This window comes from Streptomyces sp. NPDC037083 (assembly GCF_055606485.1).
The window spans coordinates 190,126-216,182 of the sequence record NZ_JBVJSQ010000007.1; the positions used below are offsets into that span (position 1 = coordinate 190,126).

At 71.4% G+C, this 26,057-nt stretch carries 19 protein-coding genes and 1 pseudogene; 9 read left to right on the forward strand and 11 right to left on the reverse strand.

Features of this window, described 5'->3' with window-relative positions; all coding sequences use genetic code 11:
* Nucleotides 1-6: 6 nt before the first annotated feature.
* The 7 genes from ACZ7DE_RS20605 to uvrC form a co-directional block, all read right to left on the reverse strand.
* Nucleotides 7-1,218, reverse strand: coding sequence for a phosphoglycerate kinase (locus ACZ7DE_RS20605; RefSeq protein ID WP_470763191.1), 1,212 nt, complete (start codon nucleotides 1,216-1,218; stop codon nucleotides 7-9).
* A gap of 144 nt (nucleotides 1,219-1,362) precedes the next feature.
* Entirely contained in the window at nucleotides 1,363-2,373 is a 1,011-nt protein-coding gene (gene gap, locus ACZ7DE_RS20610; protein WP_470763193.1) for a type I glyceraldehyde-3-phosphate dehydrogenase, read from the reverse strand.
* A 230-nt stretch (nucleotides 2,374-2,603) separates the two neighbouring features.
* Nucleotides 2,604-5,558, reverse strand: a complete 2,955-nt coding sequence (locus ACZ7DE_RS20615) for a M14 family metallopeptidase (RefSeq protein WP_470763195.1) — start codon at nucleotides 5,556-5,558, stop codon at nucleotides 2,604-2,606.
* A gap of 146 nt (nucleotides 5,559-5,704) precedes the next feature.
* Nucleotides 5,705-6,694: a DNA-binding protein WhiA gene (gene whiA / locus ACZ7DE_RS20620; RefSeq protein ID WP_470763197.1), complete on the reverse strand. Its 990-nt coding sequence runs from the start codon at nucleotides 6,692-6,694 to the stop codon at nucleotides 5,705-5,707.
* A complete protein-coding gene (locus tag ACZ7DE_RS20625) occupies nucleotides 6,685-7,752 on the reverse strand; it encodes a gluconeogenesis factor YvcK family protein (protein WP_470763199.1) in 1,068 nt (355 codons plus the stop codon). Before ACZ7DE_RS20625 ends, whiA begins: the two co-directional genes overlap by 10 nt.
* Entirely contained in the window at nucleotides 7,749-8,816 is a 1,068-nt protein-coding gene (rapZ, locus tag ACZ7DE_RS20630) for an RNase adapter RapZ (RefSeq protein ID WP_470763201.1), read from the reverse strand. The genes ACZ7DE_RS20625 and rapZ overlap by 4 nt, the downstream gene beginning before the upstream one ends.
* Nucleotides 8,813-10,972, reverse strand: a complete 2,160-nt coding sequence (gene uvrC / locus ACZ7DE_RS20635) for an excinuclease ABC subunit UvrC (RefSeq protein WP_470763203.1) — start codon at nucleotides 10,970-10,972, stop codon at nucleotides 8,813-8,815. The genes rapZ and uvrC overlap by 4 nt, the downstream gene beginning before the upstream one ends.
* A 306-nt stretch (nucleotides 10,973-11,278) precedes the next feature.
* Here uvrC and ACZ7DE_RS20640 point away from each other — a divergent pair, with 306 nt between their 5' ends.
* The gene (locus ACZ7DE_RS20640) at nucleotides 11,279-12,244 is read left to right on the forward strand and encodes a hypothetical protein (RefSeq protein WP_470763205.1); all 966 of its coding nucleotides are present in this window, start codon (nucleotides 11,279-11,281) and stop codon (nucleotides 12,242-12,244) included.
* A 684-nt stretch (nucleotides 12,245-12,928) separates the two neighbouring features.
* Nucleotides 12,929-13,846 carry a carbohydrate kinase family protein gene (locus ACZ7DE_RS20645; protein WP_470763206.1) on the forward strand — a complete coding sequence of 306 codons (918 nt, stop codon included), beginning with the start codon at nucleotides 12,929-12,931 and terminating at the stop codon, nucleotides 13,844-13,846.
* A 63-nt stretch (nucleotides 13,847-13,909) separates the two neighbouring features.
* Here ACZ7DE_RS20645 and uvrA read toward each other — a convergent pair whose 3' ends face one another.
* Nucleotides 13,910-16,984, reverse strand: a complete 3,075-nt coding sequence (gene uvrA / locus ACZ7DE_RS20650; RefSeq protein WP_470763207.1) for an excinuclease ABC subunit UvrA — start codon at nucleotides 16,982-16,984, stop codon at nucleotides 13,910-13,912.
* A gap of 223 nt (nucleotides 16,985-17,207) precedes the next feature.
* Between uvrA and ACZ7DE_RS20655 the strand changes: the two genes are divergently transcribed.
* From ACZ7DE_RS20655 to ACZ7DE_RS20675, 5 genes are all read left to right on the forward strand, one after another.
* Complete coding sequence (locus tag ACZ7DE_RS20655) at nucleotides 17,208-17,894, forward strand: maleylpyruvate isomerase family mycothiol-dependent enzyme (RefSeq protein WP_470763208.1); 687 nt, start codon at nucleotides 17,208-17,210, stop codon at nucleotides 17,892-17,894.
* A 9-nt stretch (nucleotides 17,895-17,903) separates the two neighbouring features.
* The gene (locus ACZ7DE_RS20660) at nucleotides 17,904-18,560 is read left to right on the forward strand and encodes an MBL fold metallo-hydrolase (RefSeq protein WP_470763209.1); all 657 of its coding nucleotides are present in this window, start codon (nucleotides 17,904-17,906) and stop codon (nucleotides 18,558-18,560) included.
* A gap of 297 nt (nucleotides 18,561-18,857) precedes the next feature.
* Nucleotides 18,858-19,742, forward strand: a complete 885-nt coding sequence (locus tag ACZ7DE_RS20665) for an ABC transporter substrate-binding protein (RefSeq protein WP_470763211.1) — start codon at nucleotides 18,858-18,860, stop codon at nucleotides 19,740-19,742.
* Nucleotides 19,739-20,662, forward strand: a complete 924-nt coding sequence (locus ACZ7DE_RS20670; RefSeq protein WP_470763213.1) for an amino acid ABC transporter permease — start codon at nucleotides 19,739-19,741, stop codon at nucleotides 20,660-20,662. Before ACZ7DE_RS20665 ends, ACZ7DE_RS20670 begins: the two co-directional genes overlap by 4 nt.
* The gene (locus ACZ7DE_RS20675; RefSeq protein ID WP_470763214.1) at nucleotides 20,659-21,411 is read left to right on the forward strand and encodes an amino acid ABC transporter ATP-binding protein; all 753 of its coding nucleotides are present in this window, start codon (nucleotides 20,659-20,661) and stop codon (nucleotides 21,409-21,411) included. Before ACZ7DE_RS20670 ends, ACZ7DE_RS20675 begins: the two co-directional genes overlap by 4 nt.
* Before the next feature lie 50 nt (nucleotides 21,412-21,461).
* Here ACZ7DE_RS20675 and aroQ read toward each other — a convergent pair whose 3' ends face one another.
* Entirely contained in the window at nucleotides 21,462-21,935 is a 474-nt protein-coding gene (aroQ, locus tag ACZ7DE_RS20680) for a type II 3-dehydroquinate dehydratase (RefSeq protein ID WP_470763216.1), read from the reverse strand.
* A 102-nt stretch (nucleotides 21,936-22,037) separates the two neighbouring features.
* Here aroQ and ACZ7DE_RS20685 point away from each other — a divergent pair, with 102 nt between their 5' ends.
* Together ACZ7DE_RS20685 and ACZ7DE_RS20690 are read left to right on the forward strand one after the other, a co-directional pair.
* A complete protein-coding gene (locus ACZ7DE_RS20685; protein ID WP_470763217.1) occupies nucleotides 22,038-23,084 on the forward strand; it encodes a S66 family peptidase in 1,047 nt (348 codons plus the stop codon).
* 89 nt (nucleotides 23,085-23,173) lie between these two features.
* Nucleotides 23,174-24,478, forward strand: a complete 1,305-nt coding sequence (locus tag ACZ7DE_RS20690) for an MFS transporter (RefSeq protein WP_470763218.1) — start codon at nucleotides 23,174-23,176, stop codon at nucleotides 24,476-24,478.
* On the opposite strand, the pseudogene ACZ7DE_RS20695 reads toward ACZ7DE_RS20690, so the two are convergent.
* Together ACZ7DE_RS20695 and ACZ7DE_RS20700 are read right to left on the reverse strand one after the other, a co-directional pair.
* Nucleotides 24,468-25,574: pseudogene (locus tag ACZ7DE_RS20695) on the reverse strand (calcium:cation antiporter). The gene ACZ7DE_RS20690 and the pseudogene ACZ7DE_RS20695 sit on opposite strands and share 11 nt — an antisense overlap.
* Before the next feature lie 112 nt (nucleotides 25,575-25,686).
* Complete coding sequence (locus ACZ7DE_RS20700) at nucleotides 25,687-26,001, reverse strand: hypothetical protein (protein ID WP_470763220.1); 315 nt, start codon at nucleotides 25,999-26,001, stop codon at nucleotides 25,687-25,689.
* Nucleotides 26,002-26,057: the final 56 nt, after the last annotated feature.

The following is a 26,057-nucleotide window of genomic DNA, read 5'->3' on the forward strand; positions in this document are numbered from 1 at the left end:
GCGGGGTCAGTCCTCCAGTGCGGCGAGACCGGGAAGCGTCTTGCCCTCGAGGTATTCGAGGGAGGCGCCGCCGCCGGTCGAGATGTGGCCGAATGCGTTCTCGTCGAAGCCCAGGAGGCGGACGGCCGCGGCGGAGTCGCCGCCGCCGACGACCGTGAAGGCCGGGGAGTCGATGAGGGCCTGGGCGACCGCCTTGGTGCCCTCGGCGTAGTCGGGGTGCTCGAAGACGCCCATGGGACCGTTCCAGAAGACGGTGGCGGCGTCGGCGAGCTTCGAGGCGTACAGCTTGCGGGTCTCGGGACCGATGTCCAGACCCTCCTGGTCGGCCGGGATCGCGTCCGCGGCGACGGTGGTGGGGTTCGTCGGGGCCTTGGCCTTCAGGTCCGGGAAGTCCGTGGAGACGAGGACGTCGACGGGCAGGACCAGCTCGACGCCGGTCTTCTCCGCGCGCTCGATGTACTCCCGCACGGCCGGCACCTGGTCCTCCTGCAGGAGGGAGATGCCGACCTCGTGGCCCTGGGCCTTGAGGAAGGTGTAGGCCATGCCGCCGCCGATGAGGATGCGGTCGGCCTTGCCGAGCAGCTGGTCGATGACGGCGAGCTTGTCGGAGACCTTGGCGCCGCCGAGCGCGACGACGTACGGCCGCTTGACGTCCTCGGTGAGCTTCTTCAGGACGCCGACCTCGGTGGCGATCAGGAAGCCGGCCGCGTGCGGCAGCCGCGCAGGGAGGTCGTAGACCGAGGCGTGCTTGCGGTGCACCGCGCCGAAGCCGTCGCCGACGTAGACATCGGCGAGTTCGGCGAGCCGGTCGGCGAAGGCGCCGCGCTCGGCGTCGTCCTTGCTGGTCTCGCCGGCGTTGAAGCGCAGGTTCTCGATGACCGCTACCTGGCCGTCGGCCAGGCCGGCGACCGTCGACTTCGCGGCCTCGCCGACCGTGTCGGACGCGAAGGCGACGGGGGCGCCGAGAAGCTCGCCCAGCCGGGATGCGGCCGGGGCGAGGGAGAACGCCGGGTCCGGCGCGCCCTTGGGACGGCCCAGGTGCGAGGCCACGACGACCTTGGCGCCCGCGTCCGCGAGGGTCTTGACGGTGGGCAGGACGGCGCGGATACGGCCGTCGTCGGTGATGGCGGTGCCGTCGAGCGGCACGTTGAGGTCGGCGCGGACGAAGACCCGCTTGCCTGCGACGCCTTCGGCGAGAAGTTCGTCGATCGTCTTCATTACGGGGACTCCTGAGGAGGGCTCGTGGTGCTCGTGATCGCTCGTGCTCGTGAGGGGGCTGATCGGTACGTGACGCAGGGCTCGGGCGGCGCGTCCCTGCGCCGCCCGAGCCCTGCACTCACATCGAGGTGCCTGGTCTGTCGATCAGAGCCGGCCGCCGACGAAGACCGTCAGGTCCACGAGACGGTTGGAGTAGCCCCACTCGTTGTCGTACCAGCCGAGGATCTTCACCGAGTTGCCCTCCTGGACCATGGTCAGGGAGGAGTCGAAGGTGCAGGAGGCCGGGTCGCTGACGATGTCCGAGGAGACGATCGGGTCCTCGGTGTAGGACAGGTAGCCCTTGAGGTCGCCGTCCTCGGAGGCCTTCTTGAACGCGGCGTTGACCTCGTCCTTGGTGACCTCGCGCTGGAGCGTCACGACCAGGTCGGTGGCCGAGCCGGTGGGGACCGGGACGCGCATCGCGATGCCGTCGAGCTTGCCCTTGAGCTGCGGCAGGACCAGGGCGGTCGCCTTCGCGGCGCCCGTCGTGGTCGGGATGATGTTCTCGGCTGCGGCGCGGGCGCGGCGCAGGTCCGAGTGCGGGAAGTCCAGGATGCGCTGGTCGTTGGTGTAGGCGTGGACCGTCGTCATCAGGCCCTTGACGATGCCGAAGTTCTCGTCGAGGACCTTCGCCATCGGCGCCACACAGTTGGTGGTGCAGGAGGCGTTGGAGATGACGTGGTGGTTCGCCGGGTCGTACTTGTCCTGGTTGACGCCCATCACGATGGTGATGTCCTCGTCCTTGGCCGGAGCCGAGATCAGGACCTTCTTGGCGCCGCCCGCGAGGTGCTTCTCGGCGTCCGCCTTCTTGGTGAAGATGCCGGTCGACTCGATGACGATGTCGACGCCGAGCTGACCCCACGGGATGTCGGCGGGGTTGCGCTCCGAGAGCACCTTGATGGTGTGGCCGTCGACGGTGATCGTGTCGGCGGTGTGCGACACCTCGGCCTTGAGACGGCCCAGGATGGTGTCGTACTTGAGCAGGTGAGCGGTGGTCGCGGTGTCACCCAGGTCGTTGACAGCCACGATCTCGATGTCAGCACCCTGCTCCAGCAGCGCGCGGAAGTAGTTACGACCGATGCGGCCAAAGCCGTTGATGCCTACGCGGATCGTCACGAACCGATCTCCTCGTTGGTACGCCGGCCATGCGGTGCCGGCGAGCTGTATTTGGGATGTCCCCGACCACCTCCGACCCTACCTCTCCGAGGCCGCCGGAGTGACATCGACTTCGCCCATACCTGGCAGGGCGGTCCGTACCCGCCAGTAGGGGTACGGACCGCCCGTGCCGGACGGGCCCGATCACTCGATTCGGTCACGAACCTTCACACCGCGTTGACTTCGGCGTGTCAGCTCTCAAGTGAGTGGAGCGCCTTGCCGATGAGCGTCTTCCGGTCGGCCGCCGAGGTGAGGTGCTCCAGGCCGAAGCCCAGCAGCACGGTGTCGTCGGTGGTGATCGCGCCATAGGTCTGGAAGAGCGCTCCGGTGCGCGCCCAGTCCTTCAGCACGGCCGGGCTGCCGGCCGGCGGGCCGCCCGCCTTCCAGGCGCCCAGGGACGTCTCGAAGCCCTCGGTCTCGGTGGCGCCGCCGCCGACGACCAGCGAGGCGTCGTCCGCGAGCACGCCGTGGCCGCCGCTGCCGGGGTCGGTGACGTAGGCGATCGACACCTCGACCTTCTTGCCCGCGTACGCGCTCAGATCGAAGTTCACCTGCTGCCAGCCGCTGGAGGCGCCGGTGAGGGCGTTCCAGGAGCCGGTGGAACCGGTCGCGGTGCAACCGCCGGAGCCGAGGGTGAGGTAGTGCCGCAGCCAGGGGTGCTCACCGACGTAGAAGCCTCCCCCGCATTCCGCGGGCACCGCGGTGCCGGTGGCGCCGCCCGCCTCCGGGAGCGTGGTCCAGTCGTCGGCGCCGACCGTGTGGATCTCCACGATCGCGTTGTCGTAGCCGGGCTCGGTGTCCCACAGCAGCTGGGTCCGCAGCGCCGGCTTGCTCGCCGCGCCGACACCGCTGAGGTCGATGGTGCGGGTGAGGCGCTTGTAGGCGTCGTCGGTGTGGACCGCGGCGGCCATGTACGAGCCCGAGTACGGCCCGTACGGGCTGACGGTTCCGGCGAACCGGCCCGCGCCGGAGCTGGCGAACTGCGGGTACCCGGCGGCCGGCAGCTCGTCCGAGGTGACGCCGTAGGTGCCGGCCTTGTCGAGCGGGTTGCCGGTGGCGGTGCCGAGGGCCCCGCTGAAGCCGCCCAGCTCTCCCGAACCGGTGAAGCCGGTGGCGCCGGGGGTCGACGTACGGGAGTAGGCGCCCAGGTAGTACTGGCTGAAGTCGTTCGACGGGGTGCCGTCGCCGAGGTCGACGTTGCCGCCGGCCAGCTCGCCCGCCTCGATCAGCTTGCCGCCCTCGTTGAGGAAGGCCCGCAGTTCGAGCTGGGTCGGGTTGCCGGGGGCGTTCGCGCCCGTGTAGTGGACGACCGTGCCGAAGTGGCTGAGCACGCCGAGCGCGTCGGGGGCGCCCTGGGTGGCGACGTCCCAGACGACCGCCTTGCGGCCGTTGGCCTTCAGCGCGTCGACGTAGGTCTGCGCCTGCGTGGCGGCCGCGCCCTCCTCTGCGACGACGAGCGTGCCGGCCTTGGGCCGCGCGGCGACCGTGTAGGTGAAGTGCGAGCTGGAGACCTTCTTGCCGGCCCTGGTCTCGCCGGTGAACCACACCTCGACCTTGTCGCCCGGCTTGCCGTCGCGCACCTTGGCCCGGTACTCGTCGTAGAAGAGGTTGTCGTCCCCGCCGTAGGTCTCGCCGCCCCTCCAGGGCCTGAGCGCCTGGTCCCGCGTACGGCCGCCGTTGACGCGGTACTTGAGCTCCTTGTCGCGGACCGCCTTGCGCACGACGACGGAGACCTCCTGGTCGGCGCCGCGCGAGTACGAGGTGGTGAACGGCGCCGGGGTGAAGTCGGCCGCGGAGGCGCCGACCGAGGACTTCGGCTGGTCGGGGTGCGCGGCGGACTCGGCGACGGAGAGCGCGAACGGCACGTTCTTGGCGAACTCGTCCTGGATCAGCTTCTCGTCGTCCGGGAAGTTGAAGACCGACTGGCAGTCGGCCGCGTTCCACTGGTCGCCCGGGTCGATGTTCGACGCGGTCTGGCAGGTGGACATCTCGGGGGTGAACATCGCGGTGCCGTTGACGTTCGCCGCGTGGCCGTCCGCCTCGCCGTTGGTCGTGTACAGCTCCGAGGAGACCTGCGGGTGGTAGCCCGGGATCGCGGAGTTGTCGGGGGTGCCGGCCAGCGCCTTGTAGGCGACGTCGTCCGGGGTGTCGGTGGCGACCTGCCAGCCGACGCCGTAGAGGAGCAGCTCGGCGGCGGAGTGGTAGTTGATGCCGTACGTGAACCCGATCCGCTTCTCGAAGGCGTCGAGCGCCTTCGTCTCCGGCTCGGAGCCGGGGCTCGCCCCACGGTAGGTCTGGCTGGTGGGGTTGGGTGACGAACCCTCGTCGTCGTAGCCCCACTTGTAGGGGAAGTTGCGGTTGAGGTCGACGCCGTCGCCGGTGGAGATCGCGCCGTCGCCGTTGACGTCCCGCAGGTTCTTGCGCCAGAGCCGGTTGGCGGTGTTCTCGAAGGTGTAGTCGTAGCCGTCGGGGTTGGCCGACAGGACGAACCACAGCTCGCTGGAGTCGACGATCTTCTTCACACGCCGGTCGGTCCGGTAGTGGTCCAGGTAGTAGTGCATCAGCCGGCGGGTCATCTCCGGGGTGATCCACTCACGCGCGTGCTGGTTGGACATGTACAGCACCGAAGGCTTGGAGCCGTCCTTGGACTTCTTCGCGTTCCCGGTCAGTTTCAGCGCGAGGATGTCCTGGCCGTTCACGGTCTTGCCGATGGAGACGACCTTGGTGAGGCCCGGGTTCTGCCGGCCGGTGCGGAGGATCTCCTCCCGGAGGCCGCCGCTGCCGCTGTACGGGCGGAACACCCCGTCGGCGGCGGCCTCGACGCGGGACTCCGCCTTGGCCGAAAGCGTGTGTTCGGCGAGCTCCACTCCCTGCTTCCGGAGCTTCTTCGCCTGCTTGTCGGTGAGGTAGACCTCGACCGTCGCGGTGCCCTGCTCGGGCGCCTGCTCACTGAGTTCGTGACCGTCCTGGCCGGCCGCCAGCAGCAGGGGTACCTGCTTCTTGGTTACCTCGGCGCGGAAGACCTTGACCTCGTCCGCGTCGGGTTTCGGCGTGTTGCCGGGCTGTGCCTGGGCGATGGGTGCGAGTGCCGCTCCGCCGAGCAGCAGCGCGCCGACAGCGAGGATCGATCTCGCTCTTCGTCTCATGAACCCCCCTAGCGTGAGTCCGCCCCAGCAGCGAACTCTGCCAGGCTCATGACAGTTCATGATCCAGTCAAGAGCGCCCGACAGGCCACGCAAAACGCCGGTGGTGTCGCCCGATCGGGCCACACCACCGGCGTTCTGAGAGAGCGTCAGCCGACCAGGTTGTCGGCGAGCTCCTCGCTGAGGTTGGCCTCCGTGCCCGGGATGCCGAGGTCGGAGGCCCGCTTGTCGGCCATCGCCAGCAGACGGCGGATCCGGCCGGCGACCGCGTCCTTCGTCAGCGGCGGGTCGGCGAGCGCGCCCAGCTCCTCCAGGGAGGCCTGCTTGTGGTCCATCCGCAGCCGGCCGGCCGCGGCGAGGTGCTCGGGCACCTCTTCCCCGAGGATCTCCAGGGCCCGCTGGACGCGGGCCCCGGCGGCCACGGCGGCGCGGGCGGAGCGGCGCAGGTTGGCGTCGTCGAAGTTCGCCAGCCGGTTCGCCGTGGCGCGCACCTCGCGGCGCATCCGGCGCTCCTCCCAGGCCAGCACCGACTCGTGGGCGCCCAGCCGGGTGAGCAGCGCGCCGATCGCGTCGCCGTCGCGGACGACGACCCGGTCGACCCCGCGCACCTCGCGGGCCTTCGCCGCGATGGACAGCCGGCGGGCGGCGCCGACCAGCGCCAGCGCGGCCTCCGGGCCCGGGCAGGTCACCTCCAGCGAGGAGGAACGGCCGGGCTCGGTGAGCGAGCCGTGCGCCAGGAAGGCCCCGCGCCAGGCGGCCTCCGCGTCGCAGGTCGCGCCGGAGACCACCTGCGGGGGCAGACCCCGGATCGGGCGGCCGCGGCCGTCGACGAGTCCCGTCTGCCGGGCCAGCTGGTCACCGCCGGCCACCACGCGCACCACATAGCGCGAGCCGCGGCGGATACCGCCGGGGGCCATCACGATCAGTTCCGAACCGTGTCCGAAGATCTCCAGGATGTCCCGCTTGAGCCGGCGGGCCGCCATCGCGGTGTCCAGCTCCGCCTCGATCACGATGCGCCCGCTCACCAGGTGGAGGCCGCCGGCGAACCGCAGAAGGGCGGAGACCTCCGCCTTTCTGCAGCAGGTCCGGGTGACGGGGAGCCGGGAGATCTCGTCCTTCACCGCTGCCGTCATCGCCATGGGCCGATCCTTCCATGCATCCGAAAAATACGGTCGTACGCGGCGGCCAACAGCTCCGGGTCGTGCCTCGGGGTTCCGTCGGGCCGGGCCACCGGCGCCAGCTCGACCGCGGCTCCGAACCGTTCGGCCGCTTCGGTCAGCGAGTCGCGGTCGGGCACGGCAGCCACGTCGGCCAGCACCACGTCCAGGGCGAGTTTAGGGGCGTGTCGTCCCAAAACCTCCAAATGACGCTGCGGGGAGAAGCCGTCGGTTTCTCCCGGCTGCGGCGCGAGGTTCAACGAGAGGACCCGGCGCGCCTTCGTCGCCATGAGGGCGTTCAGCAGGTCGGGCACCAGCAGGTGCGGCATGACCGAGGAGAACCAGGAGCCGGGACCGAGCACCACCCAGTCGGCGTCCAGCACGGCGTCGACGGCCTCCGGGACGGCCGGCGGGTCGTTCGGCACCAGATGCACGGACTGCACCTCGCCGGGCGTCAGCGCCACGGTCGCCTGTCCCCGGACGGTGTCCACGTCGTCCGGGCGCTGCGGATCATGCCCCTTGACCAGCGCCTGGAGCTCCAGCGGCACGGCGGACATGGGCAGTACCCGACCCTGTGCGCCCAGCAGCTTGCCGACCAGGTCCAGAGCCTGGACGTGGTCGCCGAGCTGTTCCCACAGGGCGACGATCAGCAGGTTGCCGACCGCGTGCCCGTTGATCTCGCCCTGCGACTGGAACCGGTGCTGGATGACCCGGGCCCAGGTCTGGCCCCAGTCGTCGTCCCCGCACAGCGCCGCCAGGGCCTTGCGCAGGTCGCCGGGGGGCAGCACGCCCAGCTCGTCGCGCAGACGGCCGCTGGAGCCGCCGTCGTCGGCCACCGTGACGACGCCGGTGAGGTCGCCGGTGATCCGGCGCAGGGCGGTGAGCGAGGCGGACAGGCCCATGCCGCCGCCGAGGGCGACGACCTTGGGCTGGGTGCCGCGGCGGCGCGGTTTGCCGCCGCGGGCCTCGGCCGGCCGGCCCGCGCGCCCGTCCGGGGCGACCCTGCGCAGGCGGCCGAGCCGCGGTGTACGTCCTGTCATTCCCGTCCCATGTCCCGGTGCACGACCACCGTCTCCACGCCCTCGGCCGCGAGTCGCGCGGCGAGCTTCTCCGACATGGCCACCGAGCGGTGCTTGCCGCCGGTACAGCCCACCGCGATGGTCACATAGCGCTTGCCCTCCCGGCGGTAGCCCGCGGCAACCAGCTGGAGGAGCTCCGCGTACCGGTCGAGGAACTCCTTCGCGCCGGGCTGGTTGAGGACGTACGTCGAGACCTCCTCGTTGAGGCCGGTGTAGGGGCGCAGCTCCGGGACCCAGTGCGGGTTGGGCAGGAAGCGCATGTCCACGACCAGGTCGGCGTCGACCGGCAGGCCGTACTTGAAGCCGAAGGACATGACGGTGGCCCGCAGTTCGGGCTCCTCCTCGCCGGCGAACTGGGCGTCCATCTTGGCCCGCAGCTCGTGCACGTTGAGGCTGGAGGTGTCGATCACCAGGTCGGCGTCACCGCGCAGTTCGCGCAGCAGCTCGCGCTCGGCGGCGATGCCGTCGACGATGCGGCCGTCGCCCTGGAGGGGGTGCGGGCGGCGCACGGACTCGAAGCGGCGCACCAGGGCGTCGTCGGAGGACTCCAGGAAGACGATGCGCCGGGTGACGTTCCTCGACTCCAGGTCGGCGAGGGACTCGCGGAGGTTGTCGAAGAAGCGCCGGCCGCGGACGTCGACGACGACCGCGATCCGGGCGACGTTGCCCTGGGAGCGGGCGCCCAGCTCCACCATGGTGGGAATCAGGGCGGGCGGAAGGTTGTCGACCACGAACCAGCCGAGGTCCTCCAGACACTTGGCCGCCGTCGAGCGGCCGGCCCCGGACATTCCGGAGATGATCACCAGCTCGGGGATGGCCGCTTCGGGGATCCCGGGCGGTGTGACGTCCGTACTCACCTGTGCTCCGTCTTCGTGGCGTGCTTCTTGCTGGGGGCTGTCGGCGGCGGCGGGGTGCGCGGCGGCATCCTCGCCGGATCCGCCGGGTCCCTGCCGGGACGCGGCTGTGGGCACAGTAGTGGGCGCCTGTTCTCGCTGGGCCGTGGGGTGTGCGTCGTGCTCGGTCATGTCTCCTGCCCCCGTCGTTCTTCCGGGGCGCCCGACGTCACGGGGGCTCCGGGGGAACCCGCCGTCGTGTCGGGTTCCTCGTCATCAATGATCTCTCCGGTCGCCGTGTTCACGGCGGGGGCGGGCGGTGCCGCCTCGGCGAGGGCCACGGCGATGGTCTCGGCCGTCTTGCGGCCTATGCCAGGAACCTCGCAGATCTGGTCGATCGTCGCGGCGCGCAGCCGCTTCACCGAGCCGAAGTGCTTGATCAGCGCCTGTTTGCGCGTCTCGCCCAGGCCCGGCACCTCGTCCAGCGGGCCGGAGCGGAACCGCTTGGCCCGCTTGGTGCGCTGGTAGGTGATGGCGAAGCGGTGGGCCTCGTCGCGGACGCGCTGCAGCAGGTAGAGGCCCTCGCTGCTGCGGGGCAGGACGACCGGGTCGTCGTCGTGCGGCAGCCAGACCTCCTCCAGACGCTTGGCGAGGCCGCAGACGGCGATGTCGTCGATGCCCAGCTCGTCCAGCGCCCTCTTGGCCGCGGCCACCTGCGGCTGTCCGCCGTCGACGACGACGAGCTGGGGCGGGTAGGCGAAGCGCTTGGGCCGGCCGTCCTCGTCGGTGAGGGCGCCGCCGAGGCCGGGCCCCCTCGGGCCCGCGGCCGGCTGGACTTCCGCTCCGTCGAACTCCGCTCCGTCGACCTCCGCACCGTCGATCGCGCCGCCGACGGCTGCGGCGCCGTCCGTAGGCGTCGCTTCGCCGTCGGCCCACTCCCCCGTCCTCTCCTTCTCGGCGAGATAGCGCCGGAAGCGGCGGGTGATCACCTCGTGCATGGAGCGGACGTCGTCCTGGCCCTCGAAGCCCTTGATCTGGAAGCGGCGGTACTCGCTCTTGCGCTGCAGGCCGTCCTCGAAGACGACCATGGACGCCACGACGTCGTCGCCCTGGAGGTGCGAGATGTCGTAGCACTCGATCCGCAGCGGTGCGCTGTCCAGGTCGAGGGCCTCGGCGATCTCCTCCAGCGCGCGCGAGCGCGTGGTCAGGTCGGAGGCGCGCTTGGTCTTGTGCAGGACGAGCGCCTGCTGGGCGTTGCGCCCGACGGTCTCCATCAGGGCCTTCTTGTCGCCCCGCTGCGGGATGCGCAGCGACACGTTGGCCCCGCGGCGCTCGGTGAGCCACTCCTGCACGGGCTCGACCGGGTCGGGGAGGGCGGGGACCAGCACCTCCTTGGGGACGGAGTCGCCGCGCTCCTCGCCGTACAGCTGCTGCAGGGCGTGTTCGACCAGGGCGCCCGTGGTGACGTCCTCGACCTTGTCGGTGACCCAGCCGCGCTGGCCGCGCACTCGCCCGCCGCGGACGTGGAAGATCTGGACGGCCGCCTCCAGCTCGTCCTCGGCGACCGCGATCAGGTCGGCGTCGGTCGCGTCCGCGAGCACGACGGCGTTCTTCTCCATGGCCTTCTTCAGGGCCTCGATGTCGTCGCGCAGGCGGGCGGCCCGCTCGTACTCCATCTCCTCGGCCGCCTCCGCCATCTGCTTCTCCAGGCGGCGCAGATGGGTGCCGGTGCGGCCGGCCATGAAGTCGCAGAACTCGTCGGCCAGTTCCCAGTGGTCCTCGGGGGAGATCCGGCTCACGCAGGGCGCGGAGCACTTGCCGATGTAGCCGAGCAGGCAGGGGCGGCCGGTGCGGGAGGCGTTCTTGAAGACGCCGGCGGAGCAGGTGCGCACGGGGAAGACGCGCAGGAGCAGGTCGACGGTGTCCCGGATCGCCCACGCGTGCGCGTAGGGACCGAAGTACCTGACGCCCTTCTTCTTGTGCCCGCGCATCACCTGCACGCGCGGGTACTCCTCGTTCATCGTGACCGCGAGGTAGGGGTAGCTCTTGTCGTCGCGGTACTTGACGTTGAACCGGGGGTCGTACTCCTTGATCCAGGAGTACTCCAGCTGCAGCGCCTCGACCTCCGTGGACACCACCGTCCACTCCACGGACGCGGCCGTGGTGACCATCGTGCGGGTGCGCGGGTGGAGACCCGCCAGGTCCTGGAAGTAGTTCGCCAGGCGCTGGCGCAGGCTCTTCGCCTTTCCGACGTAGATCACCCGGCGGTGCTCGTCGCGGAATCGGTACACCCCGGGGGAGTCCGGGATCTGTCCCGGCTTGGGGCGGTAGCTGGAGGGGTCGGCCATGTTCACACCCTACTGGCGCGCGGTGACACTCAGGCGGGGCTGTGGACAACGCCGGGGGACGGCGAAGGGGCTTGCGCGGGCAGCAGCGGGGCGGCCCGGGCCCGGGGTGCCGACTCGGCCACACGCACGTGCCACTCGGGCATCAGGTGTTGTCGGGACTTGGTCAACACGCTTCAATGCGGAGGAACTCGGGGCCCTGAAGGCCGCCTCACGGATGTGAAGGAGCGCCGGCGACGCAGGCAAGGCCCCGACCACCCCGCGCACGGTCCGACCAGCCGTCGTGAGCATTCACAGAGAGGCCCCTGCATGCCGCACGCCACACAGCACGCGGACGCCGCCGACGCCGTCACCGCCGAACTGGACACGGCCCTGCGAGGGGGCCCCTTCCACGTGGCGCTGCGTGCCGCGATCGCCGCCCGTGGGCTGCCGCTGCAGCGTGTCCAGCACCATCTGTCGCGCTACGGGGTCAAGGTCGGCGTGACCAGCCTGAGCTACTGGCAGCAGGGCGCCCGGCGTCCGCAGCGTCCCGAGTCGCTGCGGGCCGTACGGGCGCTGGAGGAGATCCTGCACCTGCCGGACGAGTCCCTGATCCGGCTGCTCGCGGAGTCCGACGGCGGGCACGGCGGCGCGACGGCGGGCCGGTCCGCGGGCCGTTCCTACCGCTCTCTCCTGGCCGCCTCCGGCATCCTCGAACAACTGCTCGGCGAACTGGAGTGCCCTGTCGATGGCGGGCTGCACACCCTGGGCCATCACGAGCGGGTCCGCATAGGGGCCCGCCGTGAGCTGCTGGGACGCGAGTCGCAGCACATCGTGCGCGCCCACCGCGACGGCGTCGACCGCTTCGTGGCGGTCCACCACGGCGACCCCGGCTGCGCGCCGGAGCGGATGACGGTGCACGCCCTGGAGAACTGCCGGGCCGGCCGGGTCCGGCGCCACCACGACACCGGCGTGCTGGTGGCCGAACTCCTCTTCGACACCCGTCTGCGGGCCGGCGACACCTTCCTCTTCCGCTACGGCGTCGAGGACGGCACGGGCGACGCGTCCAGCGAGTACGTCCGCGGCTTCGGTGCGGCGGGCGGCCAGTACGCCCTCCAGATCCGCTTCGACGAGCAGGCCGTGCCCGTGCGCTGCCACCGGTTCACCCAGCACTCGGCCGCGGCACCGCGCGGCGGCCGCCAGGAACTGCCGCTCAGCGGCCGCCACCGCTCGGTGCACCTCGTCGAGCCACGGGTACGGTCCGGCATGGTGGGCATCGGGTGGGACTGGGAGTGAACGGGGCGGGGCGGCGCGGCGGGGCCAGGGCCGCGGGCCACGCCGGAGCGCACCGCGCACGACGGGTGCCCTGCCGGGGGGCGTAGACCGTGCCGGAGCGCGGAGGCGTGACGGGAGCGCGGGGACGTGACGGGAGCGCGGGGACGTGACGGGAGCGCGGGGACGTGACGGGAGCGCGGGGGCGTGACGGTGCCGGAGCGCACGGCGCGCGGAACAGGTGCCGGACGCACGCGGGCGTGCGGGTGCGTGTGTGAGTCGGTGCGGAGGCGCGCACGGGGGTCGGGAACGCTCGCACGGGGGCGTGCGGGCCTGAGGGGCGTTTGCGCCCTCCCCGGATGGGATAGCGTCCCGCCCGGAAGCGCCACAGGGGACACCGGGAGGGGACGCGATGCCGACCGACGCCGACGTCGCGCGGTACACGGACAGCTCCGGGGCGGCCGTCCCGTCCGTGGGGGACCCCGTCCTCGCCCCGGCATGACCGTCGCTCCGTTCACCGGACCGCACGGCCCCTCGTGGGCGTCCAGGTCCGTCATGCCGTGCCGCCCTGGTCGCGGACGGCCCGTCGGGTGGACCCTCCGCCCTCGTCCGGCCGGACCGGGAGATCGGCGTTCCTGACGGCCGGTCGCCCCCGGCGTGCCTCCCCGCACCAGCCTTCTTCGAGCAGTCCGAGAAAGGAACCGTCCTGTGATCGTCGTCGCCGGTGAGGCTCTGATCGACCTGGTACCGCAGGGCACAGGCGCCCTGGCGGGCCTGCAGCCGGCGCTCGGCGGCGGCCCCTACAACACGGCGGTCGCCCTCGGTCGCCTCGGCTCCCCCACGGCCTTCTGCTCCCGCACGTCGCTGGACGCCTTCGGCGAGGCGCTGCTCGGCAGACTGCGGGAGTCGGGCGTGGACGTGTCCGCGGTGCAGCGCGGCAAGGAGCCGACCACCCTCGCGGTGGCCACGATCGACGGGAACGGCTCGGCCGCCTACTCCTTCTACGTCGACGGCACCGCCGACCGGTTGTTCACGGCGCCGCGAGCACTGCCCGCGGGCACGCGCGCGCTGTCCTTCGGCACCTGCTCCCTCGTCCTGGAGCCGGGTGCGAGCGCGTACGAGCAGCTGATGCACAGCGCCGCGGCACAGGGCCTGTTCACCGCGCTCGACCCGAACATCCGCTCCGGGCTGATCCCGGACGCCGACGCGTACCGCGCCCGTTTCAAGAGCTGGCTGCCCTCGGTGACGCTGCTCAAGCTCTCCGAGGAGGACGCCGAGTGGCTGGGCGGCACCCCGCACGAGTGGCTGTCCGCCGGCCCCTCGGCCGTCGTGATCACCCACGGCGGCGCCGGGCTGACCGCGTTCACCCGGGACGGCGCCGTGTACCGGGTGCCGGGCGAGCGGGTGGACGTCGTGGACACCATCGGCGCCGGGGACACCGTGAACGCGGCTCTGCTGCACGGGCTTTCGGAGCGGGACGCGCTGTCCCCGGCGGCGCTCGCGGATCTGGGCGCCGCCGGCTGGCAGGAGCTGCTGCGGTTCGCCGCACGCGCGGCGGCGATCACCTGCTCCCGGGCCGGCGCGGAACCGCCGTACGCCTCTGAACTGGAGGGGTTCCAGGGCTGACGGGACGACGGACGGCGCCCCGCGGGTGGTTCCCGCGGGGCGCCGTCCCTCGCACGACCGTCCTCAGGCCTTGCGGGCCCGCGTGGTCTTCTTCGCGGGGGTCGCCCTCTTGGCCGTGGCGGACTCGGCGGTGTTGACGGCCGCCGTCTTGGCCTTCGCCGTCTTGGCGGTCGCCGTCTTCCGCGCGGTCGTCTTCGCCGCGACCGTCTTCTTCGCCGCGACGGCCGTCTTCGCGGCGGGCGTCTTCTTCGCCGCCGTCCGGCGCGGGCTCTGCGTGGGAGCCGCGTCGCTGATGCGGTCGGCGCCGAGGATCTCCCGCAGGAACTTGCCGGTGTGGCTGGCCGGCACCCCGGCGACCTCCTCCGGCGTGCCCTCCGCGATGACGAGGCCGCCGCCGGCGCCTCCCTCGGGGCCCATGTCGACGACCCAGTCCGCGGTCTTGATCACGTCGAGGTTGTGCTCGATGACGATGACCGTGTTGCCCTTGTCGACCAGGCCGGAGAGGACCTTCAGCAGCTTGCTGATGTCCTCGAAGTGCAGACCGGTGGTCGGCTCGTCCAGGACGTAGACCGTGCGGCCGGTCGAGCGCTTCTGCAGCTCGCTGGCGAGCTTCACACGCTGGGCCTCGCCGCCCGACAGCGTGGTCGCGGCCTGGCCGAGGCGGACGTAGCCGAGGCCGACGTCCTTCAGTGTGTTGAGGTGGCGGGCGATCGAGGGGACGGCCTCGAAGAACTCCGTCGCCTCCTCGATCGGCATGTTCAGGACGTCTGCGATGGACTTGCCCTTGTAGTGGACCTCCAGGGTCTCCCGGTTGTAGCGGGCGCCGTGGCAGACCTCGCACGGGACGTAGACGTCCGGGAGGAAGTTCATCTCGATCTTGATCGTGCCGTCGCCCGCGCAGTTCTCGCAGCGGCCGCCCTTGACGTTGAAGGAGAAGCGGCCGGGCAGGTAGCCGCGGACCTTCGCCTCGGTCGTCTCCGCGAACAGCTTGCGGACGTGGTCGAAGACACCGGTGTACGTGGCCGGGTTGGAGCGCGGGGTGCGGCCGATGGGCGACTGGTCGACGTGCACGACCTTGTCGACGAGGTCGTCGCCGTCCACGCGCGTGTGCCGGCCCGGGACGTTCCGCGCGCCGTTCAGCTCGCGGGCCAGGTGCGTGTACAGGATGTCGTTGACCAGCGTCGACTTGCCGGAGCCGGACACGCCGGTGACCGCGGTGAACACGCCCAGCGGGAAGGACACGTCGATGTCCTGCAGGTTGTTCTCGCGGGCGCCGTGGACGGTGAGCCGGCGGGACGGGTCCAGCGGGCGCCGGATGTCGGGCAGCGGGATGGCCTTCTTGCCGGCCAGGTACTGCCCGGTCTGCGACTCGTCGTTGGCCAGCAGCTCCTTCAACGAGCCGCTGTGCACGACCTTGCCGCCGTGCTCGCCGGCGCCGGGACCGATGTCGACGATCCAGTCGGCGACCTTGATGGTGTCCTCGTCGTGCTCGACGACGATGAGCGTGTTGCCCATGTCGCGCAGCCGGACGAGGGTCTCGATCAGCCGGTGGTTGTCGCGCTGGTGCAGGCCGATGGACGGCTCGTCGAGGACGTACAGCACGCCGACGAGGCCGGAGCCGATCTGGGTGGCCAGCCGGATGCGCTGGGCCTCGCCGCCCGAGAGGGTGCCGGCCGCGCGGTTGAGCGAGAGGTAGTCCAGGCCGACGTCGACCAGGAACCGCAGCCGCTCGTTGACCTCCTTCAGGACCCGCTCGGCGATCTTCTTGTCGCGGGCGTTGAGCTTCAGCTCGCCCAGGAAGTCCGCGCAGTCGCTGATGGACATGCCGGACACCTCGGCGATGGACCGGCCCATGACGGTGACCGCGAGGACGAGCGGCTTCAGACGCGTGCCCTGGCAGGTGGGGCAGGGCACCTCGCGCATGTAGCCCTCGAAGCGCTCCCGGCTGGCGTCGCTCTCGGCCTCGCTGTGTCGGCGCTTCACGAACGGGACGGCGCCCTCGAAGGGGGTCGTGTACACCCGCTCGCGGCCGTACCGGTTGCGGTAGCGGACCTCGATCTGCGTCTTGTGGCCGTGCAGCAGCGCCTTGCGGGCGCGCTGCGGCAGGCCCGCGAAGGGGATGTCCGTGCGGAAGCCGAGGGCGTCGGCGAGGGCGCCGATCAGACGGCCGAAGTAGTCCTTGGTGTGGCCGTGCGACCAGGGGTGGATGGCGCCCTCGTCGAGGGACTTGTCCTCGTCCGGGACGATCAGCTCCGGGTCCACCTCCATGCGCGTGCCGATGCCGGTGCACTCGGGGCAGGCGCCGAAGGGCGAGTTGAAGGAGAAGGAGCGCGGCTCCAGCTCCTCGAAGGACAGGTCGTCGTACGGGCAGTACAGGTGCTCCGAGTACATGCGCTCGCGCTCGGGGTCGTCCTCGGGGAGGTCGACGAAGTCGAGCACGACCATGCCGCCGGACAGGCCGAGGGCGGTCTCCACGGAGTCGGTGAGCCGGCGCTTGGCGGAGTCCTTCACCGTGAGGCGGTCGATGACCACCTCGATGGTGTGCTTCTCCTGCTTCTTCAGCGTGGGCGGCTGGGACAGCTGCACCGTCTCGCCGTCCACGCGCGCGCGGCTGTAGCCCTTGGTCTGGAGGTCGGCGAACAGGTCGACGAACTCTCCCTTGCGTTCGCGCACCAGCGGCGACAGCACCTGGAAGCGGCTGCCCTCGGGCAGCTCCAGCACCCGGTCGACGATGGCCTGCGGCGACTGGCGCGTGATCGGCCGTCCGCACTCGGGGCAGTGCGGCTTGCCGATGCGGGCGAACAGCAGGCGCAGGTAGTCGTAGACCTCGGTGATCGTGCCGACCGTGGAGCGCGGGTTGCGCGAGGTCGACTTCTGGTCGATGGAGACGGCCGGGGAGAGGCCCTCGATGAAGTCGACGTCCGGCTTGTCCATCTGGCCGAGGAACTGGCGGGCGTACGAGGAGAGCGACTCGACGTAGCGCCGCTGTCCCTCGGCGAAGATGGTGTCGAAGGCCAGCGAGGACTTGCCCGACCCCGACAGGCCCGTGAAGACGATGAGCGAGTCGCGTGGCAGATCGAGCGAGACATTCTTGAGGTTGTGCTCGCGCGCGCCACGGACGATGAGACGGTCGGCCACGCCGGTCCGCACCTTTCTTGAGAGAAGTGACAGGGGCGGGGCCCCCGTCTTTCTCAGACTAGGGGGAGCCACTGACAACGCCGGTCGGGATTCACCGGTTCACAACAATCCCCGGCCTTCCAGCATGCCCGACGCCGCCACCGACCATATAGCACGCGCATTCGATTTGCGGGCACGGTCGGCCACCTTCACCCGAAGGAGTGGCGGGGCTAGGGTCAGCACCATGATTGATCACGCTCATGACCTGGCGTCTGTACGTGACGCGACGGAGCGACTGCTCAGCGCGGTCGCCGGACTGGACGACGCGTGGGTGGCCGAGCCGTCACGCCTGCCCGGCTGGAGCCGCGGCCATGTCCTCGCCCACATCGCCCGCAACGCGGACGCCCTCGTCAACGTCCTCGAAGGCCGGCCCATGTACGCCGACGCGCACGTCCGCGACGCAGACATCGAGCGGGACGCCGCGCGTCCGCTGGACGTCCAGCTCACCGACGTGCGCGAGAGCGCGGCCCGCTTCCAGGCGACGGGCGCCGCGCCCGCGGACTGGTCGCGCACCGTGGAACTGCGCAACGGGGTCGTCGACACCGCGGCCCGGGTGCCCTTCCGGCGCTGGGTGGAGGTCGAGCTGCACCACGTGGACCTCGGCGTCGGCTACGGCCTGGAGGACCTGCCCGGGGAGTTCACCGAGCGGGAGATCGCGTTCCTCGCGGAGCGGTTCGACGGACGCCCCGACGTCCCGGCGACGCGGCTGACGGACGGCACGCGCGCGTGGCACACGGGCCGCAAGGCCGACGGACCCGAGGTGACCGTCACCGGCGCCCCCGCGGACCTCCTGGGGTGGCTCGCCGGGCGCGGCGACGGATCCGGGCTGACGGTCGACGGCGGCACGCTCCCGGCCCTCCCCCCGCTATAGGCTGCCGCCATGACGTACAGCGGAGAGGTGACGGTCGGCGGCCCGGCGGACGTGCACGAGCTCAAGGACCTGATGATCACCAAGATCGCGGTCGGTCCGATGAACAACAACGCCTACCTGCTGCGCTGCCGGGCGACGGACGAGCAACTGCTGATCGACGCGGCGAACGACGCGGAGGCGCTGCTCGGCATGATCGGTGACGACGGCATCGCGTCCGTCGTCACCACGCACCGCCACGGCGACCACTGGCAGGCGCTCGCGCAGGTCGTGGCGGCCACGCGTGCGCGTACCCACGCGGGCCGCGAGGACGTCGAGGGCATCCCGGTGCCGACCGACGTCCCGGTGGACGACGGCGACGTCATCCGGGTGGGGAACGTGGAACTCACCGCGCGCCATCTGGTCGGGCACACGCCCGGCTCGATCGCCCTGGTCTACGACGACCCCCACGGCCACCCCCACGTGTTCACCGGCGACTGCCTCTTCCCCGGCGGGGTGGGCAACACCCGCAAGGACCCGGAGGCGTTCGCCAGTCTGATCCACGACGTCGAGACGAAGATCTTCGACGTCCTCCCGGACGAGACCTGGGTCTACCCGGGCCACGGCGACGACACCACGCTGGGCGCCGAGCGGCCGCACCTTCCGGAGTGGCACGCGCGCGGGTGGTGAGTTTTCCGTACACGGGGCGCGCGTCGCCGAACGCGCGCCCCGTGTGAATCTCGCGCACGCGCCGGCCCCTTCCGCGCGCTCCCCCACACACGTGGTTGCGCGGTCAACTGGTTGCAGCCCCGCGCGGGATGACGGCTCCGGCGCGGATCGGGCCGCCGGTCTACGATCCCCGCCCTCGGCCGGCGGCCCAGGCCCCCTGCGCGGACCTGTTCACGAGAACGCAACACCCGTTCCCACCATGCGGACAAAAGCTGGTGTGACCTCGACAAACAGGTCGTTCGCTGCCACTCTCCCGCCATGCACATCGCCCCCCGTGTACTGCGCCGCGCCGTCGCCGGCGCCACCGTAGCCCTCCTCGCGACCGCCGTCGGCTGCGCTCCGCAGCCGGAGGAGAAGGCGGCTTCCGCGCCCTCCGGTTCGAGCGCGAGCACCTGCGCCAAGGGCAAACTGGCCACCGAGACGGCCGGGAAGTTGACGGTCGCGACCGACCAGCCCGCGTACGAGCCGTGGTTCGAGGACGACAAGCCGTCCAACGGCAAGGGTTTCGAGTCGGCGGTGGCGTACGCGGTGGCTCAGCAACTCGGTTACGACAAGAGCGCGGTGGTCTGGCAGAGCGTGCCGTTCAACAAGGCTTTCGCGCCGGGCGCGAAGACCTTCGACTTCGACATCAACCAGGTGTCCATCAGCGACGAGCGCAAGAAGGCCGTGGACTTCTCATCGGGTTACTACGACGTGCGCCAGGCCGTCGTCGCCCTGAAGGGCACCAAGGCCGCCGCGGCGACGACCGTCGCGGACCTCAAGGGCCTGAAGCTGGGCGCCCAGGTCGGCACGACGAGCCTCGACTACATCGACGACGTGGTGAAGCCGACCCGGGACGCCGCCGTCTTCGCCAAGAACGACCAGGCCAAGTCGGCGCTCAAGAACGGGCAGGTCGACGCCATCGTGGTCGACCTGCCGACCGCCTTCTACATCACCGCGGCCGAGGTCACGGACGCCGAGGTCGTCGGCCAGTTCGAGAACCAGGGTGCCGCGCCCGAGCAGTTCGGGCTCGTGCTCGACAAGGGCAGCGCCCTGACGTCCTGTGTGACGGCGGCCGTGGACGCGCTCCGCAGGAGCGGCGCCCTCGCCAAGATCGAGCAGCAGTGGCTCTCCGACGCCGTCGACGCCCCGGTGCTCAAGTGACGGTCACGAAGGAGGAGTCCGAGCAGGAGGGCTCGGACGACAAGGGCGACATGCCGGGGGGCGGCGCCGAGGACGCCTACACCCCCTCGCGGCGGCGGCTGGAGCGCGAGCGCTACCGGCGCGCGCGGGCCCGCCGCGCTACGGCGGTCGCCGCGCTGTCGACCCTGGTCACGGGCGTCGTCCTCTACTTCGTCGTCGTCGGCGCGCCCGGCTGGCCGCGCACCAAGGAGACGTTCTTCAACGGGCAGTACGCGCGCGAGGCGCTCCCGAAGGTCCTCGAAGGGCTGTGGCTGAACGTCCGGCTGCTGCTGGTCTGCGGCGCCGCCGTGCTGGTGCTGGGCATGCTCATCGCCGTGGCCCGCACGCTGCGCGGCCCGGTGTTCTTCCCGCTGCGGGCGCTCGCGGCGGCGTACACGGACTTCTTCCGCGGTCTGCCGCTGATCATCAACCTGATGATCGTGGTCCTGGGCGTCCCCGCGCTGCGGCTGCAGGGCGTGACGGTCGACCCGGTGTGGCTGGGCGGCACGGCGCTGACGCTGACCTACTCGGCGTACGTGGCCGAGGTGTTCCGCGCCGGCATCGAGTCCGTGCACCCCTCGCAGCGCGCGGCGGCCCGCTCGCTGGGCCTGTCCAACCGGCAGGCGCTGCGGTACGTGGTGCTGCCCCAGGCGGTGCGCCGCCAGGTGCCGCCGCTGCTGAACGACCTGGTGTCGCTGCAGAAGGACACCGGTCTCGTGTCGATCGGCGGCGCCATCGACGCCGTACGCGCGGCGGACATCATCGTCGGCCGCAGCCTGAACTACACGCCGTACATCGTGGCGGGGCTGGTCTTCGTCGCCCTGACCATTCCGATGACCCGCTTCACGGACTGGGTGACGGCCCGGATGGACCGTCGGCGGACGCAGGGAGGAACGACATGAGCGACGCCCCGGTGCTGCGGATGGAGTCCGTCCGCAAGACTTTCGGCGGCTCCGTCGTCCTGCGGGACGTCGACCTGGAGGTCGCCCCGCACACGGTGACCGCGCTGATCGGCGCGTCCGGTTCGGGCAAGTCCACGCTGCTGCGCTGCGCCAACCTCCTGGAGGACATCGACGACGGCGCGATCTGGCTGGACGGCGAGGAGATCACCGACCCGCGCGTGGACCAGGACACGGTACGACGTCGCATCGGCGTGGTCTTCCAGGCCTACAACCTGTTCCCGCACATGACCGTCCTGGACAACATCACCCTCGCCCCGCGGCGCGTGCACGGCGTGGCCCGCTCGGAGGCCGAGGAGCGAGCCAGGGAGCTCCTGGAGCGGCTCGGGCTCGACGGGAAGGCGGGCGAGTACCCGGACCGGCTCAGCGGCGGTCAGCAGCAGCGTGTGGCGATCGTGCGCGCTCTGGCCGTACGGCCCCGGTTGCTGCTGCTCGACGAGATCACCGCCGCCCTCGACCCGGAGATCGTCGGCGAGGTCCTCACCGTCGTCCGCGACCTCAAGGACGACGGCATGACCATGGTGCTGGCCACGCACGAGATGGGCTTCGCCCGGGACGTCGCCGACCAGGTCTGCTTTCTGGACGGAGGCGTGGTCCTGGAGCGCGGAACAGCGGAACAGGTCTTCGGCGACCCGCAGCAGGAGCGCACGCAGCGCTTCCTGCGACGGATCGTGGAGGCGGGACGGCTGTAAGGGCCGCGCGCCCGGTCGTCGGGGCTTACGCGTCGCCCCGTCCACCGGCCCTACGCGTCGGCCTGAGCCGGCCCCGCCAGCGCCGCGACCCGCTCCACGCCGAACACGTATCCCTGCACACCGCACCCCGCGATGACCCCGTCGGCGCGCAGCGAGACGTACGAGTGGTGCCGGAAGGACTCGCGCTTGTGGATGTTGGAGATGTGAACCTCCAACACCGGCAGTCCGTCGCAGGTGTTGAGTGCGTCCAGAATCGCGACGGACGTGTGGGAGTACGCACCGGGGTTGATGACGATCCCGCAGTGGTTCAGCCGCGCCTCGTGGATCCAGTCGACCAACTCGCCCTCGTGGTTGGACTGGCGGAAGTCCACCGTGCCCCCGTGCACGGCCGCAGCCTTGGCGCACAGGGCCTCGACGTCGGCCAGGGTGTCCTTGCCGTAGATCTCCGGCTGACGCTGGCCGAGCAGGTTCAGGTTGGGGCCGTTGAGGATCATGATCGGGGCGTTGGCCAGGGTGCGGGGCACGGTTCCTCCGGTCCGTTCGGGTGGGGCGATCCGTACGGGACCGCTGTTCAGACCCGGTTTATCACGGTGCGCCGAGGACGCGGCGGCCCGTACGCTCCGGGCATGACGACGATCTCGTACCCGCCCAAGCCGTCGCCCGGCGATCGGATAGCCGTCGTCTCGCCCTCCGGGGGGCTGCCCGAGCTCTTCCCGCTCCCCTACGAACTCGGTCTGGCGCGACTGCGCGAGGAGTTCGGCCTCGAGCCCGTCGAGTACCCGGCGACCCGCCGGATGGGGGCGACGCCGCAGGAGCGCGCGGACGACATCCACGCCGCGTTCGCCGACCCGGACGTGAAGGCGGTCGTCGCGTCGGTCGGAGGCGACGACCAGATCACCGTCCTGCCGCTGCTGGACCGGGAGTTGCTGCGCGCCTGTCCCAAACCGTTCTTCGGGTGGAGCGACAACACCAACCTGCTGGCGTTCCTGTACAACTCCGGTGTCGTCGGCTACCACGGCGGAAGCGTGATGTGCGAGTTCGGGCGCCCCGGCGCCATGCACCCGCGGACCGCCGACTCGCTGCGGGCGGCGCTGTTCACCTCGGGCCCCTACGAGTTGCGGCCCGCCGAGCGCTGGAACGACGTCGACCGCGACTGGGCCGATCCGGCGACCTTCGCGTCGGAGCCGGGCTCCCGGCCCGGCTCGGGCTGGAGCTGGGTCAACGCCGACCGCGTCGTGGAGGGCCGCAGTTGGGGCGGGAACCTGGAGATCCTCTCCTGGCTGCTGATGGCCGACCGCGAGATCGCTCGGGATCTGTCGGTGTACGACGGCGGCGTGCTGCTCCTGGAGACTTCGGAGGAGTTGCCGAGTGCCACCGAGGTCTTCCGGATCCTGCGCAACATGGGTGAGCGCGGTCTGCTGCGGCGCTTCCCGGCGCTGCTGACGGCCCGCGCCAAGACGTGGTCCTTCGAGCAGCCCAACGGTCCGGCGGCCAGCGCGCGTTACGCCGCCGGGCAGCGCGAGGCGGTGGAGCGCGCGCTGAAGGCGTACGCCCCGGACACCCTGGCCGTCTTCGACGTGGACTTCGGTCACACCGACCCCCAGCTCGTCATCCCCTACGGCGGCACGATCCGGGTGGACGGTCCCGCGCGGCGCATCACGGTCACCTACTGAGGCTCCTGCGGCTTCCGAGGGTGCCGGGAGTCCGGCCGCGATCACGAGCGGCCCCGTAACCGCCGGTGAGTGTGGGTGGTTGACGCGGCATGCACGACGTACGCACCGTGAAGGCGCCCTCCATGCCACGCCTCGCGGCGGCCTCGCTCGCGGGGACCGCCATCGAGTTCTACGACTTCTTCGTCTACGGGACCGCCGCCGCGCTGGTCCTGGGGCCCCTGTTCTTCCCTACGTTCTCTCCGCCGGCGGGGACGCTGGCCGCGTTCGCGACGTTCGGCGTGGGGTTCGTGGCGCGGCCGCTGGGATCGGTGCTGTTCGGGCACGTCGGCGACCGACGCGGCCGCCGGCCGGTCCTCGTCGTCTCCCTGCTGCTGACGGGCGCCTCGACGGCCGCGGTGGGCTGTGTCCCGACGTACGACACGATCGGGGTGGCCGCCCCCCTGCTGCTGCTCGTCCTGCGGTTCCTGCAGGGGCTCGGGCTCGGCGGGGAGTGGGGCGGCGCGGTGCTGCTGACCGTGGAGCACGCGCCCGCCGGGCGGCGCGCGCTGTGGTCGAGCTTCCCGCAGATCGGGCCGGCGGTGGGCTTCGTGCTCGCCAACGGGGTGGTGCTGGCCCTGTCGGCGACGCTCAGCGAGGCGCAGTTCACGCATTGGGGGTGGCGGGTCCCCTTCTGGGCGGCGGGGGCCCTGGCCGTGCTCGGGCTGTGGCTCAGGACGTCGTTGCCCGAGAGCCCCCGCTTCCTGGAGATCGACGAGCACGCGCGCGTGCCGCTCGCCGAGGTCGTGCGCGACCACTGGCGGCTGGTCCTGCTGACCGCGGGCGCGCTCGCCGTCGGATACGCGATCTTCTACGCCGTGACGACCTGGTCCCTGGCGTACGCGACGGAACGGCTCGGCGTGAGCCGTACCGTCATGCTGAGCTGCATCATGGCCGCCGTGGTGGTGAAGGGGGCGCTGACGCCTGTCATGGCGATGCTCGGCGACCGCCTCGGCCGAAGGCCGCTGTGCCTGGCCGGCTGCGCGGGGGCCGCCCTGTGGATGTTCCCGATGGTCTCCCTGCTCGCGACCGGCGAGCCGCTGCCGATGTTCCTGGGGTTCCTCGGCGCGCTGGTCGCGTTCGTGACGATGTTCGCGGTGATCGCGGCCTATCTGCCGGAGCTGTACGCGCCGCGGGTGCGCTGTACCGGGGCGGCGGTCGGCTACAACCTCGGCGGCGTCCTCGGGGGCGCGCTCACGCCGATCGCGGCGACGGCCCTCGCGGAGCAGTCGGGGCGCGTGCCGTGGGGCGTGGCCGCGTATCTGACGGGGATCGCGCTGTTCAGCCTGGGCTGCTTCGCGCTGCTGCCGGAGACCCGGCCGGCGCCGGTGGGCGGGGTGCGGCCGGCTACGGATTGATCGCGAGTTCCAGGTACGCCGCGAACAGCACCAGGTGGACGCCGCCCTGCAACGGCGTGGCCCGTCCCGGGACCATCGTCAGCGAGCTGACCACGATCGTCAGCGCGAGCAGCACCATGTGGGCGCGCCGAGGCCGAGGACGAGCGGCCCGGAGAGCCAGACGGAGGCCGGCGCGACGGCGGGGATGGTGAGGCCGATGCTGGCCATCGCGGAGCCGAGCGCGAGGTTGAGGCTGGTCTGGACCAGGTCGCGGCGGGCGGAGCGCAGGGCGGCGATGGTCTCGGGCAGCAGCACGAGCAGCGCGATGATCACGCCGACGACGGCCTGGTGGAGACCGGCGGCTTCCACCCCGGACTCGATCCTGGGCGAGACCCCCTTGGCGAGGCCCACCACGCCGATCAGGGCCAGGCCGAGCAGGCCGAGACTGATGGACGCGGTCCGGGCGGTCGGGGCGCCGGCGTGGTCGTCCACGGTGATCACGTCCCCCTGGCGGATGACCGGCAGGAAGTAGTCGCGGTGCCGGACGGTTTACGTCGCCACGAACAGGCCGTACAGGATCAGCGAGGACACGGCGGCGAAGGTGAACTGGACGCCGGAGAACTCCGGACCGGGTCGGCTGGTGGTGAAGGTCGGCAGGACCAGACATCGCGTGGCCAGGGTCGCGACGGTGGCCAGGGCGGCGCCGGCGCCCTCCGGGTTGAAGACCGCCGTGCCGTGGCGCAGGGAGGCGGCCAGGAGACACAGGCCGACGATGCCGTTGCAGGTGATCATCACGGCCGCGAAGACCGTGTCCCTGGCCAGGGTCGCACTCTTGTCGCCGCCATCCGCCATCCGCCATCAGGGTGACGATCAGGGCGACCTCGATGATCGTCACGGCGACCGCGAGGACGAGGGAACCGAAGGGCTCACCGACCCGGTGGGCGACGACCTCGGCGTGGTGCACGGCGGCCAGGACCGCTCCGGCGAGGACCACGGTCACCAGGGCGACGACCGGGCCGGGCAGCTCGCGTCCCCAGGTCAGGACCAGCCGGACGACGGCCAGCGCCGGCACGAGGGACGTCCAGCGGGTCGTGACCGACGTGAGCCGAGCGATCATGCAGTGATCGTCGCAGAGCCGTACGGGCTTCACATTCCCGCTCGTACGGCCCGCTGTCCTGCCCGCTGTCCGGCTCGCCGTTCGCGTGGTGCCACCCCTGCGGGGGCCGCCGTCACCTGAACTCCGAGGTGTCCTCCACGTCGCAGTCGGTGAAGGACGGGGGCGTGGTGCACAGTGCGGCCATCGCCTGCGCGAACTTGCCCGTCTCCGGGTCGTCGCTGTTGCGCATGGCCTCTTCGTAGGAGTCGAACTCGACCACCACCAGGTAGCGGTTCGGCCGGCTCCTGTCCTTGAGGACGAGGCGTCGGGTGGGGCCGTCGGCCCGGTCGGCGAGGCGCTGTTCGCCCTCCTCGGCCAGTGCGCGCATCTCGTCGATGCGGTCGGTCTCGAACTCGAGGATCTGCACGAACCTCTGCGGTGTGCTCATGGTGCCTCCGGCCGGATCCGGCGTTCCCGGGTGGGAAAACGCCCGGCTCCCAACGA